The organism is Lentzea roselyniae, assembly GCF_039537795.1.
GTDB classification, from domain to species: Bacteria; Actinomycetota; Actinomycetes; order Mycobacteriales; family Pseudonocardiaceae; genus Lentzea; species Lentzea atacamensis.
On record NZ_BAABBE010000001.1, the window covers coordinates 548802 to 565319 of the forward strand.

13 protein-coding genes and 2 pseudogenes are annotated in these 16518 nt (G+C 69.0%); 10 read left to right on the plus strand and 5 right to left on the minus strand.

Going from position 1 to position 16518, the window contains the following annotated elements; translation table 11 throughout:
- Window positions 1-25: 25 nt before the first annotated feature.
- Both ABFX45_RS02845 and ABFX45_RS02850 read right to left on the minus strand, forming a co-directional pair.
- A complete protein-coding gene (locus ABFX45_RS02845; protein ID WP_112231176.1) occupies window positions 26-793 on the minus strand; it encodes an aminoglycoside adenylyltransferase domain-containing protein in 768 nt (255 codons plus the stop codon).
- Window positions 794-938: 145 nt separating this feature from the next.
- On the minus strand, window positions 939-3254 hold the full coding sequence (locus ABFX45_RS02850; RefSeq protein WP_346127297.1) for a DEAD/DEAH box helicase: 2316 nt from the start codon (window positions 3252-3254) through the stop codon (window positions 939-941).
- Window positions 3255-3452: 198 nt separating this feature from the next.
- Between ABFX45_RS02850 and ABFX45_RS02855 the strand changes: the two genes are divergently transcribed.
- The 10 genes from ABFX45_RS02855 to ABFX45_RS02900 all read left to right on the plus strand — a co-directional run bounded on the left by ABFX45_RS02855 (window position 3453) and on the right by ABFX45_RS02900 (window position 15330).
- On the plus strand, window positions 3453-5765 hold the full coding sequence (locus ABFX45_RS02855; RefSeq protein ID WP_346127299.1) for a sodium-translocating pyrophosphatase: 2313 nt from the start codon (window positions 3453-3455) through the stop codon (window positions 5763-5765).
- Window positions 5766-5831: 66 nt separating this feature from the next.
- Complete coding sequence (locus ABFX45_RS02860) at window positions 5832-6407, plus strand: hypothetical protein (protein ID WP_109631071.1); 576 nt, start codon at window positions 5832-5834, stop codon at window positions 6405-6407.
- Between the two features lie 29 nt (window positions 6408-6436).
- Window positions 6437-7018, plus strand: a complete 582-nt coding sequence (locus ABFX45_RS02865; protein ID WP_112231172.1) for a hypothetical protein — start codon at window positions 6437-6439, stop codon at window positions 7016-7018.
- Between the two features lie 129 nt (window positions 7019-7147).
- On the plus strand, window positions 7148-7693 hold the full coding sequence (locus tag ABFX45_RS02870; RefSeq protein ID WP_109631078.1) for a hypothetical protein: 546 nt from the start codon (window positions 7148-7150) through the stop codon (window positions 7691-7693).
- Between the two features lie 68 nt (window positions 7694-7761).
- Window positions 7762-8334 (plus strand): hypothetical protein, encoded by a 573-nt coding sequence (locus ABFX45_RS02875; protein ID WP_109631081.1) that lies wholly within the window; start codon window positions 7762-7764, stop codon window positions 8332-8334.
- Window positions 8335-8463: 129 nt separating this feature from the next.
- Window positions 8464-11232: a type I DNA topoisomerase gene (gene topA / locus ABFX45_RS02880; protein ID WP_109631084.1), complete on the plus strand. Its 2769-nt coding sequence runs from the start codon at window positions 8464-8466 to the stop codon at window positions 11230-11232.
- A 13-nt stretch (window positions 11233-11245) separates the two neighbouring features.
- A complete protein-coding gene (locus tag ABFX45_RS02885; protein WP_146231389.1) occupies window positions 11246-11647 on the plus strand; it encodes a hypothetical protein in 402 nt (133 codons plus the stop codon).
- Between the two features lie 70 nt (window positions 11648-11717).
- Window positions 11718-13754: a bifunctional MFS transporter/dTMP kinase gene (locus ABFX45_RS02890; RefSeq protein WP_109631090.1), complete on the plus strand. Its 2037-nt coding sequence runs from the start codon at window positions 11718-11720 to the stop codon at window positions 13752-13754.
- Window positions 13755-13777: 23 nt separating this feature from the next.
- Window positions 13778-14974, plus strand: a complete 1197-nt coding sequence (locus tag ABFX45_RS02895) for a DNA polymerase III subunit delta' (protein ID WP_109631093.1) — start codon at window positions 13778-13780, stop codon at window positions 14972-14974.
- A gap of 101 nt (window positions 14975-15075) precedes the next feature.
- A complete protein-coding gene (locus ABFX45_RS02900) occupies window positions 15076-15330 on the plus strand; it encodes a hypothetical protein (protein WP_346127303.1) in 255 nt (84 codons plus the stop codon).
- Here the strand turns inward: ABFX45_RS02900 and ABFX45_RS02905 are convergent.
- From ABFX45_RS02905 to ABFX45_RS02915, 3 genes and pseudogenes are all read right to left on the minus strand, one after another.
- The gene (locus ABFX45_RS02905; protein WP_346127305.1) at window positions 15307-16044 is read right to left on the minus strand and encodes an IclR family transcriptional regulator; all 738 of its coding nucleotides are present in this window, start codon (window positions 16042-16044) and stop codon (window positions 15307-15309) included. The genes ABFX45_RS02900 and ABFX45_RS02905 overlap by 24 nt on opposite strands.
- A pseudogene (locus ABFX45_RS02910) lies at window positions 16041-16361 on the minus strand (SDR family oxidoreductase); the annotation flags it as partial. The gene ABFX45_RS02905 and the pseudogene ABFX45_RS02910, both read right to left, overlap by 4 nt.
- 18 nt (window positions 16362-16379) lie before the next feature.
- A pseudogene (locus tag ABFX45_RS02915) lies at window positions 16380-16518 on the minus strand (IS110 family transposase); the annotation flags it as partial.

A 16518-nucleotide genomic window follows, 5' to 3' on the forward strand; every position in this document is an offset into this window, starting at 1 on the left:
AGCCTGCGGCGCGCGCCCACGAAAGTCAGAGAAGCTCGCAGTAGGCCGCGAAAGCGAAGGCCTGCTCCATGCTTCCCGGACGCGGTACCGCGTCGGCGTCCCAGCCGAGGTCCCGGTCCTCGATGACCTGCTCGATCAGCGGGTGCCACCGCTGATCGAGCATTTTCAAAGCCCACAGCAGCGCACCGCGCTTCGACTCCACCTCTCCTGTGTGGATCGTGTAGAGCGTCCGGCAGTACGCCGCGACGATGTAGCGCTGAGTCCACGCGTTGCCCATCGGCGCCCACGTCTTGATGCCCTCCAGAACGTGGGGCAGCTCAGCGCGCATCGAAGAGCGCAGGACATCAGCCGGGACCTCGTCGACCAGCGACGTGATCGGCGGGCCGTCCAGCACGATGCCGTGGTTGCGCAGGATCCACCGCGCGTGCGGGCTGTTGCAGTGCAGATCCCACACCAGAGTCCGTGAGCCGTGGTCGTTGAACAGCCACGGAACCCCGAGGCCAGCCACCGAGCGCAGCGACTCGACGTCGGCGTACGAGCCCTCGATCTCGGTCGACCAGTGACCGGGGCGGGTGGGGATCTCGGCGTGCAGCGCGCGCAGCCCGGCTTCGCGATCGCCGGACGGCAGCTCCGTGCAGGCGACGATGAAGTCGCAGTCGCTGTGGATGTCACCGGCGCCGAGGGCGAACGAGCCCTGGACGTACGTCCCCACGTAGGTGGGGCCGAGGATCTCGCGGACCGACGAGACGAGGTCGGCGAGCAGTGCGTTCAGATCAGAAAAGGGCGTGAACAAGGCAGACTCCTGGAACCCGTGGCCAGAGGGAAACGGGCGCGGCGGAGCATCGGACTCGGCCGCGCCTAGGCGCGACGGGTCCGGTCAGCGGCGTTGCAGCTGCATGCGTTCACGCCCACACCGTAGCCAGGCGGAGGCCACCCGGTCAGGCGATTTTGCTCAGCACGACGTCCAGCACGAGGACGGCACCGGCCTTGTCCAGCGGTTCGTTGCCGTTGCCGCACTTGGGCGACTGCACGCACGACGGGCACCCCATCGGGCAGGAGCACGAGCTGATCGCCGACCGCGTCGCCGACAGCCAGGCCCGCAGCGCCGAGTGGCCCCGGTCCGCGAAGCCCGCGCCGCCGGGGTGGCCGTCGTGCACGAACACCGTGGGCATGCCGGTGTCCGGGTGCAGCGCCGTCGACACGCCGCCGATGTCCCACCTGTCGCACGTCGCGAACAGCGGCAGCAGGCCGATCGCCGCGTGTTCGGCGGCGTGCAGCGCACCGGGGATTCGCTTGGCCTCCACACCGGCGTCGAACAGGAGGGATTCGTCGACGGTGTACCAGACGGCACGGGTCTGCAGGGTCTGCTCCGGTAGATCGAGCGGGATCTGGTCGAGCACCACGCCGGACGGCAGCCGCCGCAGGTAGCCGACGACCTGCGTGGTCACCTCCACCTCGCCCAGGCACACCGACACACCGCCGAAGTCGGCGCGTTCGATCTCGCGCACCACGGTGATGTCGACGCAGTCCCGCGGTTGTGTCGTCCACTCCGGGTCTTCGCGGTGCACCATCGCGAGGCCGCTCTCCACGTCGAGATCGTCGACCACGTACGCCCGACCCTGATGCAGGTAGACGGCACCGGGATGCACCTGCCAGCAGGCGGACCCCGGGTCGACCGTGCCGAGCATCCGGCCGGAGTCCGACTCGACGACAGCCACCTGGTCGCCGCCGGAGCCGCGGATGTCCACCCCGGCGTGCGGCCTGTCGTGCGACGCCCAGTACCACCCGGCAGGACGCCTGCGTAGCAGCTTCTCCGCCACCAGGTCGGCGAGCACGGCCTCGGCCACCGGCCCGCCGAAGTCGGGAAGACACGCGGGGGTCAGCGGCATCTCGGCCGCGGCGCACGCCAGCTGCGGTCCTAATACATAGGGGTTCAACGGATCCAGGACCGTGGCCTCGACCGGCCGGTCCAGCACCGCGGCAGGGTTGTGCACCAGGTACGTGTCCAACGGGTCGTCGCGCGCCACGAACACCACCAGCGCGCTGTCGCCAGAGCGTCCGGCGCGGCCCGCCTGCTGCCAGAACGAGGCGAACGTGCCGGGGAAACCGGCCACCACCACGGCGTCCAGCCCGGCGATGTCGACGCCCAGCTCCAGCGCGTTCGTCGTGGCCACGCCCAGCAGATCGCCAGTGGACAGCGCCTTCTCCAGCGCGCGCCGCTCCTCCGGCAGGAACCCGCCCCGGTAGGCGGCCACCCGGCCGGGCAGCTCACTGTCTACTTCGGACAGAATTCGCTGCGCGCCCAGCGCGGTCAGCTCGGCACCGCGCCGCGAGCGCACGAAGGCGAGCGAACGCGCGCCCTCGATCACGAGGTCGGCGAGGATCCGCGACGTCTCCGCGCCGGCCGAACGCCGCACGGGCGCGCCGTTCTCACCCTCCAGAGAGGTCAGCGGCGGCTCCCACAGCGCGACGGTCCGCGAGGCGCGCGGCGAGTAGTCGTCCACGACAGCGGAAACCGGGACTCCGAGCAGCCTTTCAGCCGACGAAGAAGGATCAGCCACAGTGGCCGATGCCAAAACGAAGATCGGATCCGCGCCGTATTTCCGCGCGACCCTCCGCAGGCGGCGCATCAACAACGCGACGTGGGAACCGAAAACACCGCGATAGGAATGGCACTCGTCGATCACCACGTACTTCAGCCGGCGGAAGAACCGCAGCCATTTCGGGTGCTGCGGCAGGATCCCGCGGTGCAGCATGTCCGGGTTCGTGAACACCCAGTTCGCGTGCGCCTTGACCCAGTCGCGTTCGGCCATCGGGGTGTCACCGTCGTAGGCCGCCGCGCGGATCCCCTTGATCCCGAGCTCGTCGAGCGAGCGGAGCTGGTCCGCCCCAAGGGCTTTGGTCGGTGACAGGTACAGCGCCGTTGCCTTCGTGTCCGCCAAAAGAGTGGAAAGCACGGGCAGTTGGTAGGCGAGCGACTTGCCGGACGCGGTGCCCGTCGCGAGCACGACGTGCTGCCCGGACCACGCCAGCGACGCCGCCTCCGCCTGGTGCCGCCACGGCTCACGCACACCGATCTCGGTGAACGCGGCGACCACCGGCCCGGCGGCCCACGAGGGCCATTCGACGTGATCAGCCTGCCGCAACGGCAGATCACGTGCGTGTGTGAGAGGTGACTCCCCGGCGGGTACTCCCGCCAGCACGCGGTCCAGCAACCGCCGTCCCTGATCCACCACGAGGCGAGCTTTGCACACGACACCGACACTTCTGCCCGGGGCGTGGTCGGCTTCCTGCGCAGATAACGGTGTGTGCACGGATCGGGACAGTTCGTTGCCTCGTTGCAAGCAACCCCTAGACTCCCCGCTCATCGCATCCAATGAGGGATGCGTCACGTCGCGCGAGGGCGGCTGGTCTGCCTTGGCGCTGCACATGGCAACTCACCAGGAGGACGGATGTCCCGGCAATTCCTCGCGGAGAGCCTCGAGCTCTCCGGGGGTGATCGCGGCGTCGTAGCCGTGGTCGCCGTGGTCGCCCTGGCTGCTCTCGCCGTCGGGTACGTGCTGCTCAGGGAGGTGCTGGCCGCGGGCCAGGGCACCCCCAAGATGCAGGACATCGCCAAGGCGGTTCAGGAGGGCGCAGCGGCCTACCTCAACCGGCAGTTCCGCACGCTCGGCATTTTTGTCGTGGTCGTGTTCGTACTGCTGTTCGCGCTACCGGCCGACGACATCGCCGAACGAATCGGCCGGTCGTTGTTCTTCATCGTCGGTGCCGTGTTCTCGGCGATCATCGGCTACCTGGGCATGTGGTTGTCCACGCGCGCCAACGTGCGTGTCGCCGCCGCCGCGAACGAAGGTGAAGGCGGTCGCGAAAAGGCGATGCGCGTTGCTTTCCGCACCGGTGGTGTGGTCGGTATGACCACCGTCGGTCTCGGTCTGTTCGGTGCCGCGCTGGTCGTGCTCGTGTACGCCGGTCAGGCCCCGAAGGTCCTGGAAGGCTTCGGTTTCGGTGCCGCGCTGCTCGCGATGTTCATGCGTGTCGGTGGTGGCATCTTCACCAAGGCCGCCGACGTCGGCGCCGACCTCGTCGGCAAGGTCGAGCAGAACATCCCCGAGGACGACCCCCGCAACGCCGCCACCATCGCGGACAACGTGGGCGACAACGTCGGCGACTGCGCCGGTATGGCCGCGGACCTCTTCGAGTCCTACGCCGTCACCCTGGTCGCGTCGCTGATCCTCGGCACCGCCGCGTTCGGCGCGCAGGGCCTGATGTTCCCGCTGATCGTTCCCGCGATCGGTGTGCTGACCGCCGTCATCGGTGTCTACACGACGCGTGCGAAGGCCGGTGAGAGCGGCCTCACGGCCATCAACCGCTCCTTCTACATCTCCGCGGTCATCTCCGCCGTCCTGTGCACGATCGCGGCGTTCGCGTTCCTGCCGAGCTCGTTCGCCGACCTCGACGGCATCAGCGACTCGATCAGGGCCACCAGCGGCAACCCGGCGCTGATCGCGTCCGTGGCGGTGATCATCGGCATCGTGCTGGCCGGCGTCATCCTGTGGCTGACCGGCTACTACACCGGCACCGACCACAAGCCGGTCAAGGAGGTCGGCAAGACCTCGCTGACCGGTGCGGCGACTGTGATCCTGTCCGGTATCTCGGTCGGTTTCGAGTCGGCCGTCTACACCGCGCTCGTCATCGGTGCTGCCGTGTACGGCGCGTTCCTGCTCTCCGGTTCGGTCGTCGTCTCGCTGTTCGCGATTGCGCTGGCCGGTTGTGGTCTGCTCACGACCGTCGGTGTCATCGTCGCGATGGACACCTTCGGTCCGGTCTCCGACAACGCGCAGGGCATCGCGGAGATGTCCGGTGACGTGCACGGCGAGGGCGCGCAGATCCTCACCGAGCTCGACGCGGTCGGCAACACCACCAAGGCCATCACCAAGGGCATCGCGATCGCGACGGCCGTGCTCGCCGCGACGGCGCTGTTCGGCTCCTACCGCGACGCGATCGAGCAGGCGATCGCCAAGGTCGGCAACGTGGCCGGCGATCTGCCTGTGTCGTTCACCAACCTGGTGTTCAGCCCGAACGTCCTTGTCGGCGTCGTGATCGGTGCGGCCGTCGTCTTCATGTTCTCGGGTCTCGCGATCAACGCCGTGACGCGCGCCGCCGGTGCCATCGTGTTCGAGGTGCGCCGTCAGTTCCGCGAGAACCCCGGCATCATGGACGGCACCGTCAAGCCGGAGTACGGCAAGGTCGTCGACATCTGCACCAGGGACTCGCTGCGCGAGCTCGCGACGCCGGGTCTGATGGCCGTGCTCGCCCCGGTCGCCGTCGGCTTCGGCCTCGGCGTCGGCCCGCTGGCGGGTTACCTGGCCGGTGCGATCGCGACCGGCACGCTCATGGCGGTCTTCCTGGCCAACTCCGGTGGTGCCTGGGACAACGCCAAGAAGCTGGTCGAGGACGGCAACCACGGTGGCAAGGGCTCCGACGCCCACGCCGCGACGGTCATCGGCGACACCGTCGGCGACCCGTTCAAGGACACCGCCGGCCCTGCCATCAACCCGCTGATCAAGGTGATGAACCTGGTCTCGGTGCTGATCGCGCCCGCCATCGTCATGTTCACCATCGGTGATCAGGCTTCCGACGCGATCCGCATCGCGATCGCCGTGGTCGCGGCACTGATCATCGTGGGTGCGGTCGTCGTGTCCAAGCGGCGCAGCACGGTCATCGCGGACACCCCCGCGGAGACCGTGAGCAACGGCGCCGCGTAGTTCCACCACCTCCGGTCGGGGTACTTTCGGGATTCCCCCGACGTACCCCGACCGAGGAGTTACGACATGAGGCTCCGCCTCGTCGCCACTGCCGTTGTTGCCACCTGCGCGTTGGCCGGGTGCACCACCATCGGCGGCAACTCCGGCACTTCAGCGACGCCCACCAGCGGCGCGGCCAGCCCCGAGGCCGTCGCCTACATGGACAAGGTGTGCGGCGCCGCGTCCGAGTTCGCCAAGATCGAGAAGACGCCCCCGAAGCTCGACGCGGGCGACTCCGCCAAGCTCAAGGCCGAGATGGCCGCCTACATGGGCCAGCTCGCCGACGCCTTCACCAAGTCGGCGGAGGGCCTCAAGAACGTCGGTCCGTCGCCCGTCGCGGGCGGCGAGGAGGCCGTCACGAAGATGGCGGACGCCTTCACCTCTTTGGGCGCGGTTTTCACCGACGCCAAGACCAAGATCGAGCAGGCCGACGCGAACAACGCGAGCGGTGGCCTCCAGGCCGCCGGAGAGGCCATCGCCAAGCTCTCCGAGCTCGCCGACCCGCTGCGCGAGCTCAAGGCCGTGCCCGAGCTGCAGAAGGCCACGCAGACCGCGTCGAAATGCCAGGAGATGCAGCGCCTCAACGTCACGCCGACGAGCTGAGCGAGCCCGTTCGGAGTAGCTTCCGCTCCATGCGTCGCCCCATGCGTCACACCGCCATCGCACTTCTGACGAGCCTGCTCGCGCTCACCGCGTGCAGCAGCGGAGGTTCCTCCACGTCGTCGACGTCGGCCACCCCGAACGAGGCCGACGTCGTGGCGTGGATGGACAAGGTCTGCGGTGCCGTTGGTGGCACCGTGAAAGCCATGTCGGACGAGCCCAGCATCGACATGAACGACCCGTCGAAGCTCAAGACGGGCCTCTCGGACTGGCTCGGCACCAGGGTGGCCGCGGTCGACAAGTCGATCGCGGACCTCAAGGCGCTGGAGAACGGTCCGCACCCGAAGTCGAAGGAGCTGGTCACGGCCGCGGAGGACGGCATGGGCCAGATCAGGACGCTGCTCTCCGACACCAAGTCGAAGCTCGACTCCTCGAACGACCCCACGCAGGTCGTCGCCGCGTTCACCGAGATGGTCACCAAGGCGGCCGCGCTCGAGACGACCGGTGCCGACGTGCAGAAGAAGTTCGACGAGACAGGTCTCGCGCCGGTCGCCCAGAAGGCCGCGAACTGCAAGGACCTGCAGATCTCCACGAGTTCCGCACCTACCTCCTGATCTCCGGGGACTGCGCGAAGGGGTCGCTCGAACGGGTGGTGTTCGCGCGATCTGCGACCTGACCTGGGGTTTGAGCGGACGGCGTGGCCTGGCAGGATCTGGCCGAGCAGCTGCCTGGAAACTGACGTTGTGAGATCACGCCTGATCGCAGCTCTGCTGACCACGATCGCGCTGACGAGCGCCTGCGCGTCCGACGAGGACAAGCCGCTCACCGAGGCGCAGGGCCAGTGGGTCGACGCCTTCTGCGGCGGCCTGCTGCCCGGCATGAAGGCGGCACTGGAGCTGAAGACTCAGGACCCCGCCAACCCCGCCGCGGTCAAGACGGCCTACCTCAAGCTCGTCACTGCGAACGCCACGGCGCTCACGGACGCGGAGAAGAAGCTCAAGGAGCTGGGACCGCCGTCGGACGAGCTCGAGGACGTGCACGAGCGGTTGATGAAGTACATGGGCGAGTCGGCCAGGTCCTACGCGGCCGCGGAGGCGCCGGTGAAGGCCCTGGAGCCGAACGGGCAGTTCTGGGAGAGCGCGGAGAAGGCGCTGGCCGACACGTCGCAGGTGAGCAGCCCCGAACAGCTGCGAGCGACCTTCGACGCACTGGAGAAATCGCCCAAGTACGCAGGAGCGATGGGCAAGTCGGTCCCCTGCACCCAGCTGAAGGCCGGAGGTCAGCAGTGATCGCTCAACCGGCGTAGTCACAGGCGCACCACTGGTCACAGTCGAACGCCTGTTCTACTCTGTGGGCCGTGGTTGGGCAGCTGTCCTTCTTCTCGGCCGAGGCGCGCACGCCGGCCAAGGCGGACCTCGCCGGCTTCCTCTGCGGGCCGGGGCAGGCCGTCAGCTTCGCACGCGGTACGGCCGCCCGCGTGTACGTCGAGCTGCGCGACGAGTGGCGTCACCAGCCGCTCAGGCAGGCGTGCGCCGAGCGCGGCGTCACGTCCGAGCTGTGCGTCAACGAGGAGGGCACGCGGTTCGTCCGCACGCCGTTCCGCACCGATCTCACCCCTCTGGCCGCCCGCTGGCTGGACGGATCTGTCAAGAAGGTGCCGACCGGCTTCGAGCTGAACGGAGCAGTGCTGCGGATCTGGGCGCTGGCCGCGGGCAGCTGGATGGAGTCGGCGTACCTGCTCGGTTTGGACCCCAACGCACCCCAGACACACGAACCGTTGCAAAATGCCCTGCTCGCATCCGGACTTCCGTGCACCCTGGTAGGGGCTCCGGCGTTGCGGGTAACCGGCCGACGAAGGCTGGCTCGGCTCGCTGAGCTGGTCGGAAGCCCTCCGCACGGAGTGGCGATGAGCACCTGGCCGGCGGCCTGAGCGGGCGGTCCGGCAAGGTTGTGTCACTCTGTCTCGTCGTACGGGCGTCGCGGATGGTGTGCTTTTCGGCCGACGCTGGGCAACACTGGCGGGCCTGGGAACCGGGTTTGGAAGAGAGCGGGACGGCGAGTGGCTGGATCGACACGGACGAGAAAGAGCAGCGGAGGAGCGGGTAGTACCCGACGACTTGTGATCGTCGAGTCGCCCACGAAGGCGCGCAAGATCGCGTCGTACCTCGGCAGCAACTTCGTCGTGGAGTCCTCCAGGGGACACATCCGGGACCTGCCGCGCGGTGCCGCCGACGTTCCCGCGAAGTTCAAGGGTCAGGCGTGGGCCAGGCTCGGCGTGGACGTCGATCACGACTTCGAGCCGCTCTACGTGGTGTCCGCGGACAAGAAGTCGCTGGTCACCGAGCTCAAGGAAGCGTTGAAGGACGTCGACGAGCTCTACCTCGCGACAGACGGTGACCGCGAGGGCGAGGCCATCGCGTGGCACCTGCTGGAGACGCTGAAGCCGAAGGTCCCGGTTCGCCGGATGGTGTTCCACGAGATCACCGAGTCCGCGATCCAGGCGGCTGCCGCCAACCCGCGTGACCTCGACCAGGACCTGGTCGACGCCCAGGAGACCCGCCGCATCCTCGACCGCCTCTACGGCTACGAGGTCAGCCCGGTGCTGTGGAAGAAGGTCATGCCGAAGCTCTCGGCAGGCCGCGTGCAGTCCGTGGCGACGCGTCTGGTCGTGGAGCGCGAACGCGAGCGGATGAAGTTCGTCTCGGCGAGCTACTGGGACATCTCCGCGCAGATGGACGCCGGTGCCGAGGCCGCGCCGCGCCAGTTCGGCGCGCGTCTCGTGGCCGTCGACGGCACGCGTCTCGCCACCGGCCGTGACTTCGGGTCGGACGGCAAGCTGACCGGCAAGGCCGACGTCGTCGTGCTGGACGAGGCGCAGGCCCGCGCCATCGCAGCCGGGCTGGAGAACGCGCCGGTCAAGGTCGCCTCGGTCGAGGAGAAGCCGTACTCGCGCAAGCCGTACGCGCCGTTCATGACCTCGACGTTGCAGCAGGAGGCGGGCCGCAAGCTGCGGTTCTCGGCCGACCGCACCATGCGCACCGCGCAGAAGCTGTACGAGAACGGCTACATCACCTACATGCGTACCGACAGCACGACGCTGTCGGAGACCGCGATCAACGCGGCCCGCACGCAGGCGACGGACCTCTACGGCGCGCAGTACGTCTCGCCGCAGCCGCGCCAGTACAACCGCAAGGTCAAGAACGCGCAGGAGGCCCACGAGGCGATCAGGCCGGCGGGCGAGGTCTTCCGCACGCCCGGTCAGGTGGCCGCCGAGCTGGACGCCGACGAGTTCAAGCTCTACGAGATGATCTGGCAGCGCACGATCGCGTCCCAGATGGCCGACGCGCGGGGCAACACGACCAGCGTGCGCATCCAGGGCCGGGCCGCAACGGGCCAGGAGGTCACGTTCGCCGCGTCCGGCCGCACGATCACGTTCGCCGGCTTCCTCAAGGCCTACGTCGAGACCGTCGACGCCGAGGCCGGTGGCGAGTCGGACGACGCGGAGTCGCGCCTGCCGCAGCTGGTCAAGGACCAGGCGCTGACGATCGCGGAGCTGTCCGCGGACGGCCACACCACCTCGCCGCCCTCGCGCTACACCGAGCCCTCGCTGATCAAGACGATGGAGGAGCTCGGCATCGGCCGTCCCTCCACCTACTCGTCGATCATCAGCACCATCCAGGACCGCGGCTACGTGTGGAAGAAGGGCGCGGCGCTGGTCCCGTCGTGGGTCGCCTTCGCCGTGGTCGGGCTGCTCGAGGTCCACTTCGGCCGTCTCGTCGACTACGACTTCACCGCCGCGCTGGAGGACGAGCTGGACGGCATCGCCGCCGGTCGTCAGCAGCGCACCACGTGGCTGTCGGGCTTCTACTTCGGTGGCAGCATCGGCCCCGACGGCTCGATCGGCCGTTCCGGTGGCCTGAAGAAGCTGGTCGGGACCGGTGTCGAGGACATCGACCCGCGCGAGGTCAACTCGATCCCGCTGTTCAGCGACTCCGAGGGCCGCACGGTAGTGGTCCGCGTCGGCCGGTTCGGGCCGTACCTGGAGCGCGAGGTCGACGGTGCCGCGCAGCGCGCGAACCTGCCGGACGATCTGCCGCCGGACGAGCTGACCGCGGAGATCGCCGAGAAGCTGTTCTCGACGCCGCAGGAAGGCCGTTCGCTGGGCGTCGACCCGGTCTCGGGCAACGAGATCGTGGCCAAGGAAGGCCGTTTCGGTCCGTACGTGACCGAGGTGCTGCCGGAGGCGTCGGAGAACGGCGCGGCTTCGAAGAAGGCGCCGAAGCCGCGCACCGGTTCGCTGTTCAAGTCGATGTCGCTGGACACCGTGACGCTGGAAGACGCGCTGAAGCTGCTCTCGCTGCCGCGCGTGGTGGGCAAGGACCCGGAGACGGGTGCCGAGATCACCGCGCAGAACGGCCGCTACGGCCCGTACCTGAAGAAGGGCACGGACTCGCGGTCGCTCGTCGACGAGAACCAGATCTTCACGGTCACGCTCGAAGAGGCGCTCAAGATCTACGCGGAGCCGAAGAAGCGCGGTCGCTCGGCCGCCTCGGCGCCGCCGTTGCGCGAGCTGGGCAACGACCCGGTGTCCGGCAAGCCGATGGTGATCAAGGACGGCCGGTTCGGGCCGTACGTCACCGACGGCGAGGCCAACGCCTCGCTGCGCAAGACGGACAGCGTCGAGACGATCACCGACGAGCGCGCGGCCGAGCTGCTGGCGGAGAAGCGCGCCAAGGGACCGGTCAAGAAGAAGGCGCCGGCCAAGAAGGCGACGACCGCGGCGAAGAAGCCCGCGGCCAAGAAGGCTCCTGCCAAGTCGAAGAGCTGATCTGGAGGTGGCGGTGCCGAGCTCCGACTTCGGACCGGACGGGACTCAGGCCCCGCCGCCTCCCCGGCTTTTCCCGGACCCGCTGGCCGGGTTGGTGACGGCTGACACCTTCATCGCTCCTCAGTGGACCTCCGGGTACTCCGCGTCACGTGTGTCGGTTCCTACACCGCCGACGCTGACCGACGAGATGCGCCAGGCCGTCTGGGCTCAGATGGAGCAGGAGCAGCGCCGGCCGCGCGGACGTCGCCAGCGGGCGCCTCAGCAGTTCGTGCCAGGTGCGCAAATGCCTGCGGCGCAACAGCAACAGCCCACCAAGCAGTCGAGTGGTGTGGCCGCGTTCATCGGCTGCCTGATCGTGATCGGCTTCTTCGTGCTGGTGCTCGTCAACATTCTTGGGGCGATCTTCAGCGGTTAACGCTGAGAGTCCGGCAACCTCACCCGCCTGGTCCGGTTACGCTGACCGCACGGAGCAGGCAGATATCGGGGTGACTGAGATTCAGGACGCGGACACAGGAGTGACCGAGGCAGGCCAGGCAGGGCAGGCCCAGTCCAGCGTGTCCACGGTCCACCGGCTGCGCTCGGTGCTGGCCATCAGGCCGTTCCGGCGGCTGTGGCTCGTCACCTATCTGTGCAGCGTCGGTGACTGGCTGTCACTTCTCGCGCTGACCGGTCTGGTCTCCGAGATGATGAACAGCTACCAGTGGCAGTCGTTCGCGCTGTCGCTGGTCGTGCTGACGCAGTTGCTGCCGGGAATCCTGTTCGCGCCCGTCGGTGGCGTGCTCGCGGACCGGTTCGACCGCCGCAAGGTGATGGTGATCTGCGACATCCTGCGCGGGTCGCTGTTCATCTCGATCGCACTGATCGGATCGCCGATCTGGCTCTTCGTGGCGAACTTCCTGGTCGGCTGCTGCGCGATGCTGTGGATCCCGGCCAAGGAGTCGGCGGTCCCGAACCTGCTGCGCCGCCCGGACCAGGTGGAGTCGGCGAACCAGCTCGGCCTGGTGATGACCTACGGCATCTCCACGATCAGCGGCTTCGGCCTGTACTCGCTGATCGCGGGCATCCCGGGCTACCTGAACCTGCAGGGCGGGAACCTGGAGTTCCGCATCGCGACGATCGCCGTGATGATCAACGGCCTGCTGTACTTCACCTCGGCGATCCTGGTCGCGACCCGCCTGCCGGAGCTGTCCGGCCGCGTCTCCTCGACCCGCAAGAAGGACGACGCCGACAAGCCGGGCTTCGTCGCGATGTTCCGCGACGGCCTGAGGTTCGCCGCCGCGACGCCGCTGGTCCGCGGCCTGGTGATCGGCATGATCGGCGCGTTCGCCGCGGCCGGTGTCGTGATCGCCACCGCGAAGCTCTACTCGCAGTCGCTGCTGGGCGGCGCCTCGACGTTCGGCCTGCTCTTCGTGGCCGTGTTCGTCGGTCTGGCGATCGGCATGGCGACCGCGCCCAGACTGGCCCAGCGCCTTGCCTACAACCGCCTGTTCGGCGTGACGATCGTGGGGGCCGGCATCACGCTGGTCGTGGTCGCGCTCGCCCCGCACCTGTGGATCGCGCTGCTGACCGTCGCCATGGTCGGCGCGTGTGCCGGCGTGGCGTTCCTGACCGGCCTGACGATCGTCGGCTCGCAGGTCGAGGACGAGATGCGCGGCCGCACGGTCGCGCTGATCCAGTCGCTGCTCAAGGTCGTGCTGTTCGGCGCGTCGGCCGGCGCGCCGCTGCTGGTCGCCCTGCTGCAGAAGCGCCAGGTCAGCGTGTTCGGCCACCCGATGGAGGTCGACGCGACCCGCCCGGTGATGCTCGGCGGCGCCGTGATCGCCATCGTGCTCGGCCTCGTCGCGTACCGGCAGATGGACGACCGCCGCGAGGAGCCGGTGCTGTCGTCGCTGTTCGCGGCCATCCGCGGCCGCCGCAACACCAAGGGCCTGCTGATCGCCGTCGAGGGCGACACCCGCGAGGACACCTCGGTGCAGGCCCGGCGCCTGGCCGCCGCTCTGCGCGCCGAGGGCCTGGACGTCCTGCTGGCCGCCGACCCGGAGCACGACGAACGCCGCCTGCGCACGATGCTGTCCTCCGCCGAGCTGGCAGGCGTGCGCGCGCAGGCCCTGGTCGCCGCCGCCGTGCGCGCCGATGTCGTCGAACGGCAGGTGCGCCCCGCCCTGGACGAGGGTTCCGTCGTGGTGATGGAGCGCTACGTCGACTCGCCGCTGGCGCACTTCACCGCCACGAGCACGCTGGAACACCAGGAGCTGGAAGGCCTGGTCGACTGGGCCACCGGCCGCCTGCGCCCGGACCTGACGATCCTGCTGGACCGCCCGGTCACCGACGGCAAGTCGATCGCTCTGGAACACCATTGGCGCGTGCAGCGCCTGCTGAGCGAGATGGCCGCCGCCGACCCGGACCGCTACGTCGTCGTCGAGGCCGACGGCGACCCGGACGTGGTGGCCGAGCGGGTCCGCTCCGCGGTCGTGCCGTTGCTGGCGACCCGCAAGCGAGCGGTCCCCGAAGCCGCGGTCTGAGCGTTCGCTGGAAGACTGCAGCCATGAGCGTGTGGGACGAGGTGGTCGGGCAGCCGGACGCGGTGGCCACACTGTCCGCGGCTGCCGAGGCCGCGGCCACGATCGTTGCGGGTGGAACGCCGGCGCCAGGCGTGATGACGCACGCATGGCTCTTCACGGGCCCACCCGGATCCGGCCGATCTTCGACCGCTCGCGCCTTCGCCGCTGCCCTGCAGTGCGTCGTCACGGACGATCGCCCCGGCTGCGGCGAGTGCTCCGGCTGCCGGACCACCTTGCACGGCACCCACGCCGACGTGCGGGTCGTCGCCCCCGAAGGCCTGTCGATCTCGGTCGCCGAGATGCGTTCACTCGTGCAGATCTCCGCTCGCCGCCCCACTTCCGGGCGCTGGCAGGTGGTGATCATCGAGGATGCGGACCGGTTGACCGAGGGCGCGGCCAACGCTCTGCTGAAGGCTGTCGAGGAGCCGCCGGAGCGGACGGTCTTCCTGCTGTGCGCGCCTTCCGATCATCCGGACGACGTGTCGGTGACCATCCGATCGCGTTGTCGCTTGGTGTCTTTGGGGTCGCCTAGGCCTTCGGCCATCGCGTCGGCTTTGGAGGCCGTGGACGGCATTGCGCCGGAGATGGCGCAGTGGGCGGCGTCGGTTTGCGGCGGGCACGTTGGGCGGGCGCGGCGGCTGGCCGTTGACGAGGAGGCCCGGTCCCGGCGGGAGGCCGTGCTGCGGATTCCGCTGGCGCTGCGGAAGCCCGCTGACGTCTTCACCTGTGCTGATGAGCTGATCAAGGCTGCTGAGGAAGACGCCACCACCGCCAACGAGGCTCGCAACGAGGCTGAGCGCGAGGCGTTGGAGACCGCGATGGGAGCCGGCGGAACCGGTAAGGGAACCGCTGCCGCGACCCGTGGTGCCAAGGGCGCGTTGAAGGATCTGGAGAAGCGGCAGAAGTCCCGGGCCACCCGGACCCAGCGCGACTCGTTGGACATGGCGTTGGTGGACCTGGCCGGGTTCTACCGGGACGCACTGGTGACCAAGACCGGCTCAGAGGCCGCGTTGATGCACCCGGACCGCGCCGGTGACTCCAAGACGGCGGCTGCTCAGTGGTCGCAGGAGTCGATTCTGCGGCGGCTGGAGGCGGTGCTGGCCTGCCGGGAGGCGATCGAGGTCAACGTGAAGCCGCGCATCGCGATCGAGGCGATGGTGACGACGCTTCACCGCGGGTGATCCACGTGGGGCGCCGCAGGGTCAGGTGGTTGCGCGTCGGTGCCGATCGGTTCGTCTGGTCGGTTCGCCACTCTCACGACGACAGCTGCTGCCGTGAAGTGGTGAGGTTGAGCTGTGACGGTGCGCCGGGGGAGTTCGTGGTGGTGTTCCAGTCCGGCGACGGCGTGTACGCGCACACGGGCGCGGTGCGACACCCCGATGGACGGATCCTGAACCTCAACCTGCCCAGGGTGATCCGCACCATGCTCGACGAGGCGGCCGCCCGCGGCTGGCAACCGGCCGCTCGCACGAAGTTCGACGGGTGGCAGTTGTTCGACGCGGTGCACCGCCGATCAGACCCAGCCGAGTGCCGCTGACACCTCGTCGGCCGCCCGCAGCACCCCCGGTCCCAGCGCGATCAACTCGGGCAACGAGTGCTCCATCGCCAGTGAGGACGCCGAAATCCCGCCGATCACCGCGCCCGCGTGGTCACGGATCGCGGCGCCCACACAACGCACCCCGACCTCGTTCTCCTCGTCGTCCAGCGCGAACCGCGACCGTCGCACCCGCGTCAGCTGCGACTTCAGGCGGAGGGACGAGGTGATCGTGCGTGGCGTGCGGCCCGGTAGGCCGACCCGGTCGATGTACGCGTCCAGTTCGGCTTCGGACATCGAGGCCAGCACGGCCTTGCCGATGGCGGTGCCGTGCGCGGGCAGGGACATGCCCAGGCGCGAGGCCATGCGGTAGGGCTTGTTGGCCTCGATCTTGTCCACGTACACCAGTTCGTCGCCGAAGAGCACGGCCAAGTGCACCGTGCAGCCCGTGGACTCCTGCAGCGCGCGCAGGAACGGGCGGGCCCGCTCCACCGTGTCGAGAGGGCGCAGCACCTTGCCGGCGAGCGCCAGGACGCGCGGGCCGGTCAGGTAGCCGTCCGAGCCCAGGGTGGCGAAGCCTCGGTCCACCATTGTCTGGAGCAGGCGGTGGACCGTGGACTTCGGCAGGCCGGTCACCCGCGCGATGTCCGTGATGCGCGTGTGGTCGGCGAGGGCCTCCAGCACGGCGAGCGTCTTCTCGACGGCGGTATCGGTCATCTCGCCAGCCAGCCTCCATCGACCACGAGCACGTGTCCGGTCACATAATCGGACGCCGTGGACGAAAGGAACACCGCTGGGCCCGCCAGATCTTCCGGCTTGCCCCAGCGGCCCGCCGGGATGCGGGCTCGGATCGCCGGCTCGCGGTCAGGGTCGGCGCGGAGCGGGGCGGTGTTGCCGGTTTCGATGTAGCCCGGGGCGATGGCGTTGACCTGCACGTTTGACGCGGCCCACTCGTTGGCCAGCAGCTTGGTCATGCCGACGATCGCGTGCTTCGAGGCGGTGTAGGCCGAGACGAGGATGCCGCCCTGAAAGACATCCCAGGAGCTGAAATGTCAAGCCGCGACGTTCTCGGCGTGATGCGACCAGGCGGTCGTCTCGTCGTAGAGGGTGCCGGTTTTGAGGCAGCCGTGCAGGATGCCGACCAACCGGTTCGCCAGCTGGCGCAGGGCGGCGTTGTGCCCTGCGCCGCGG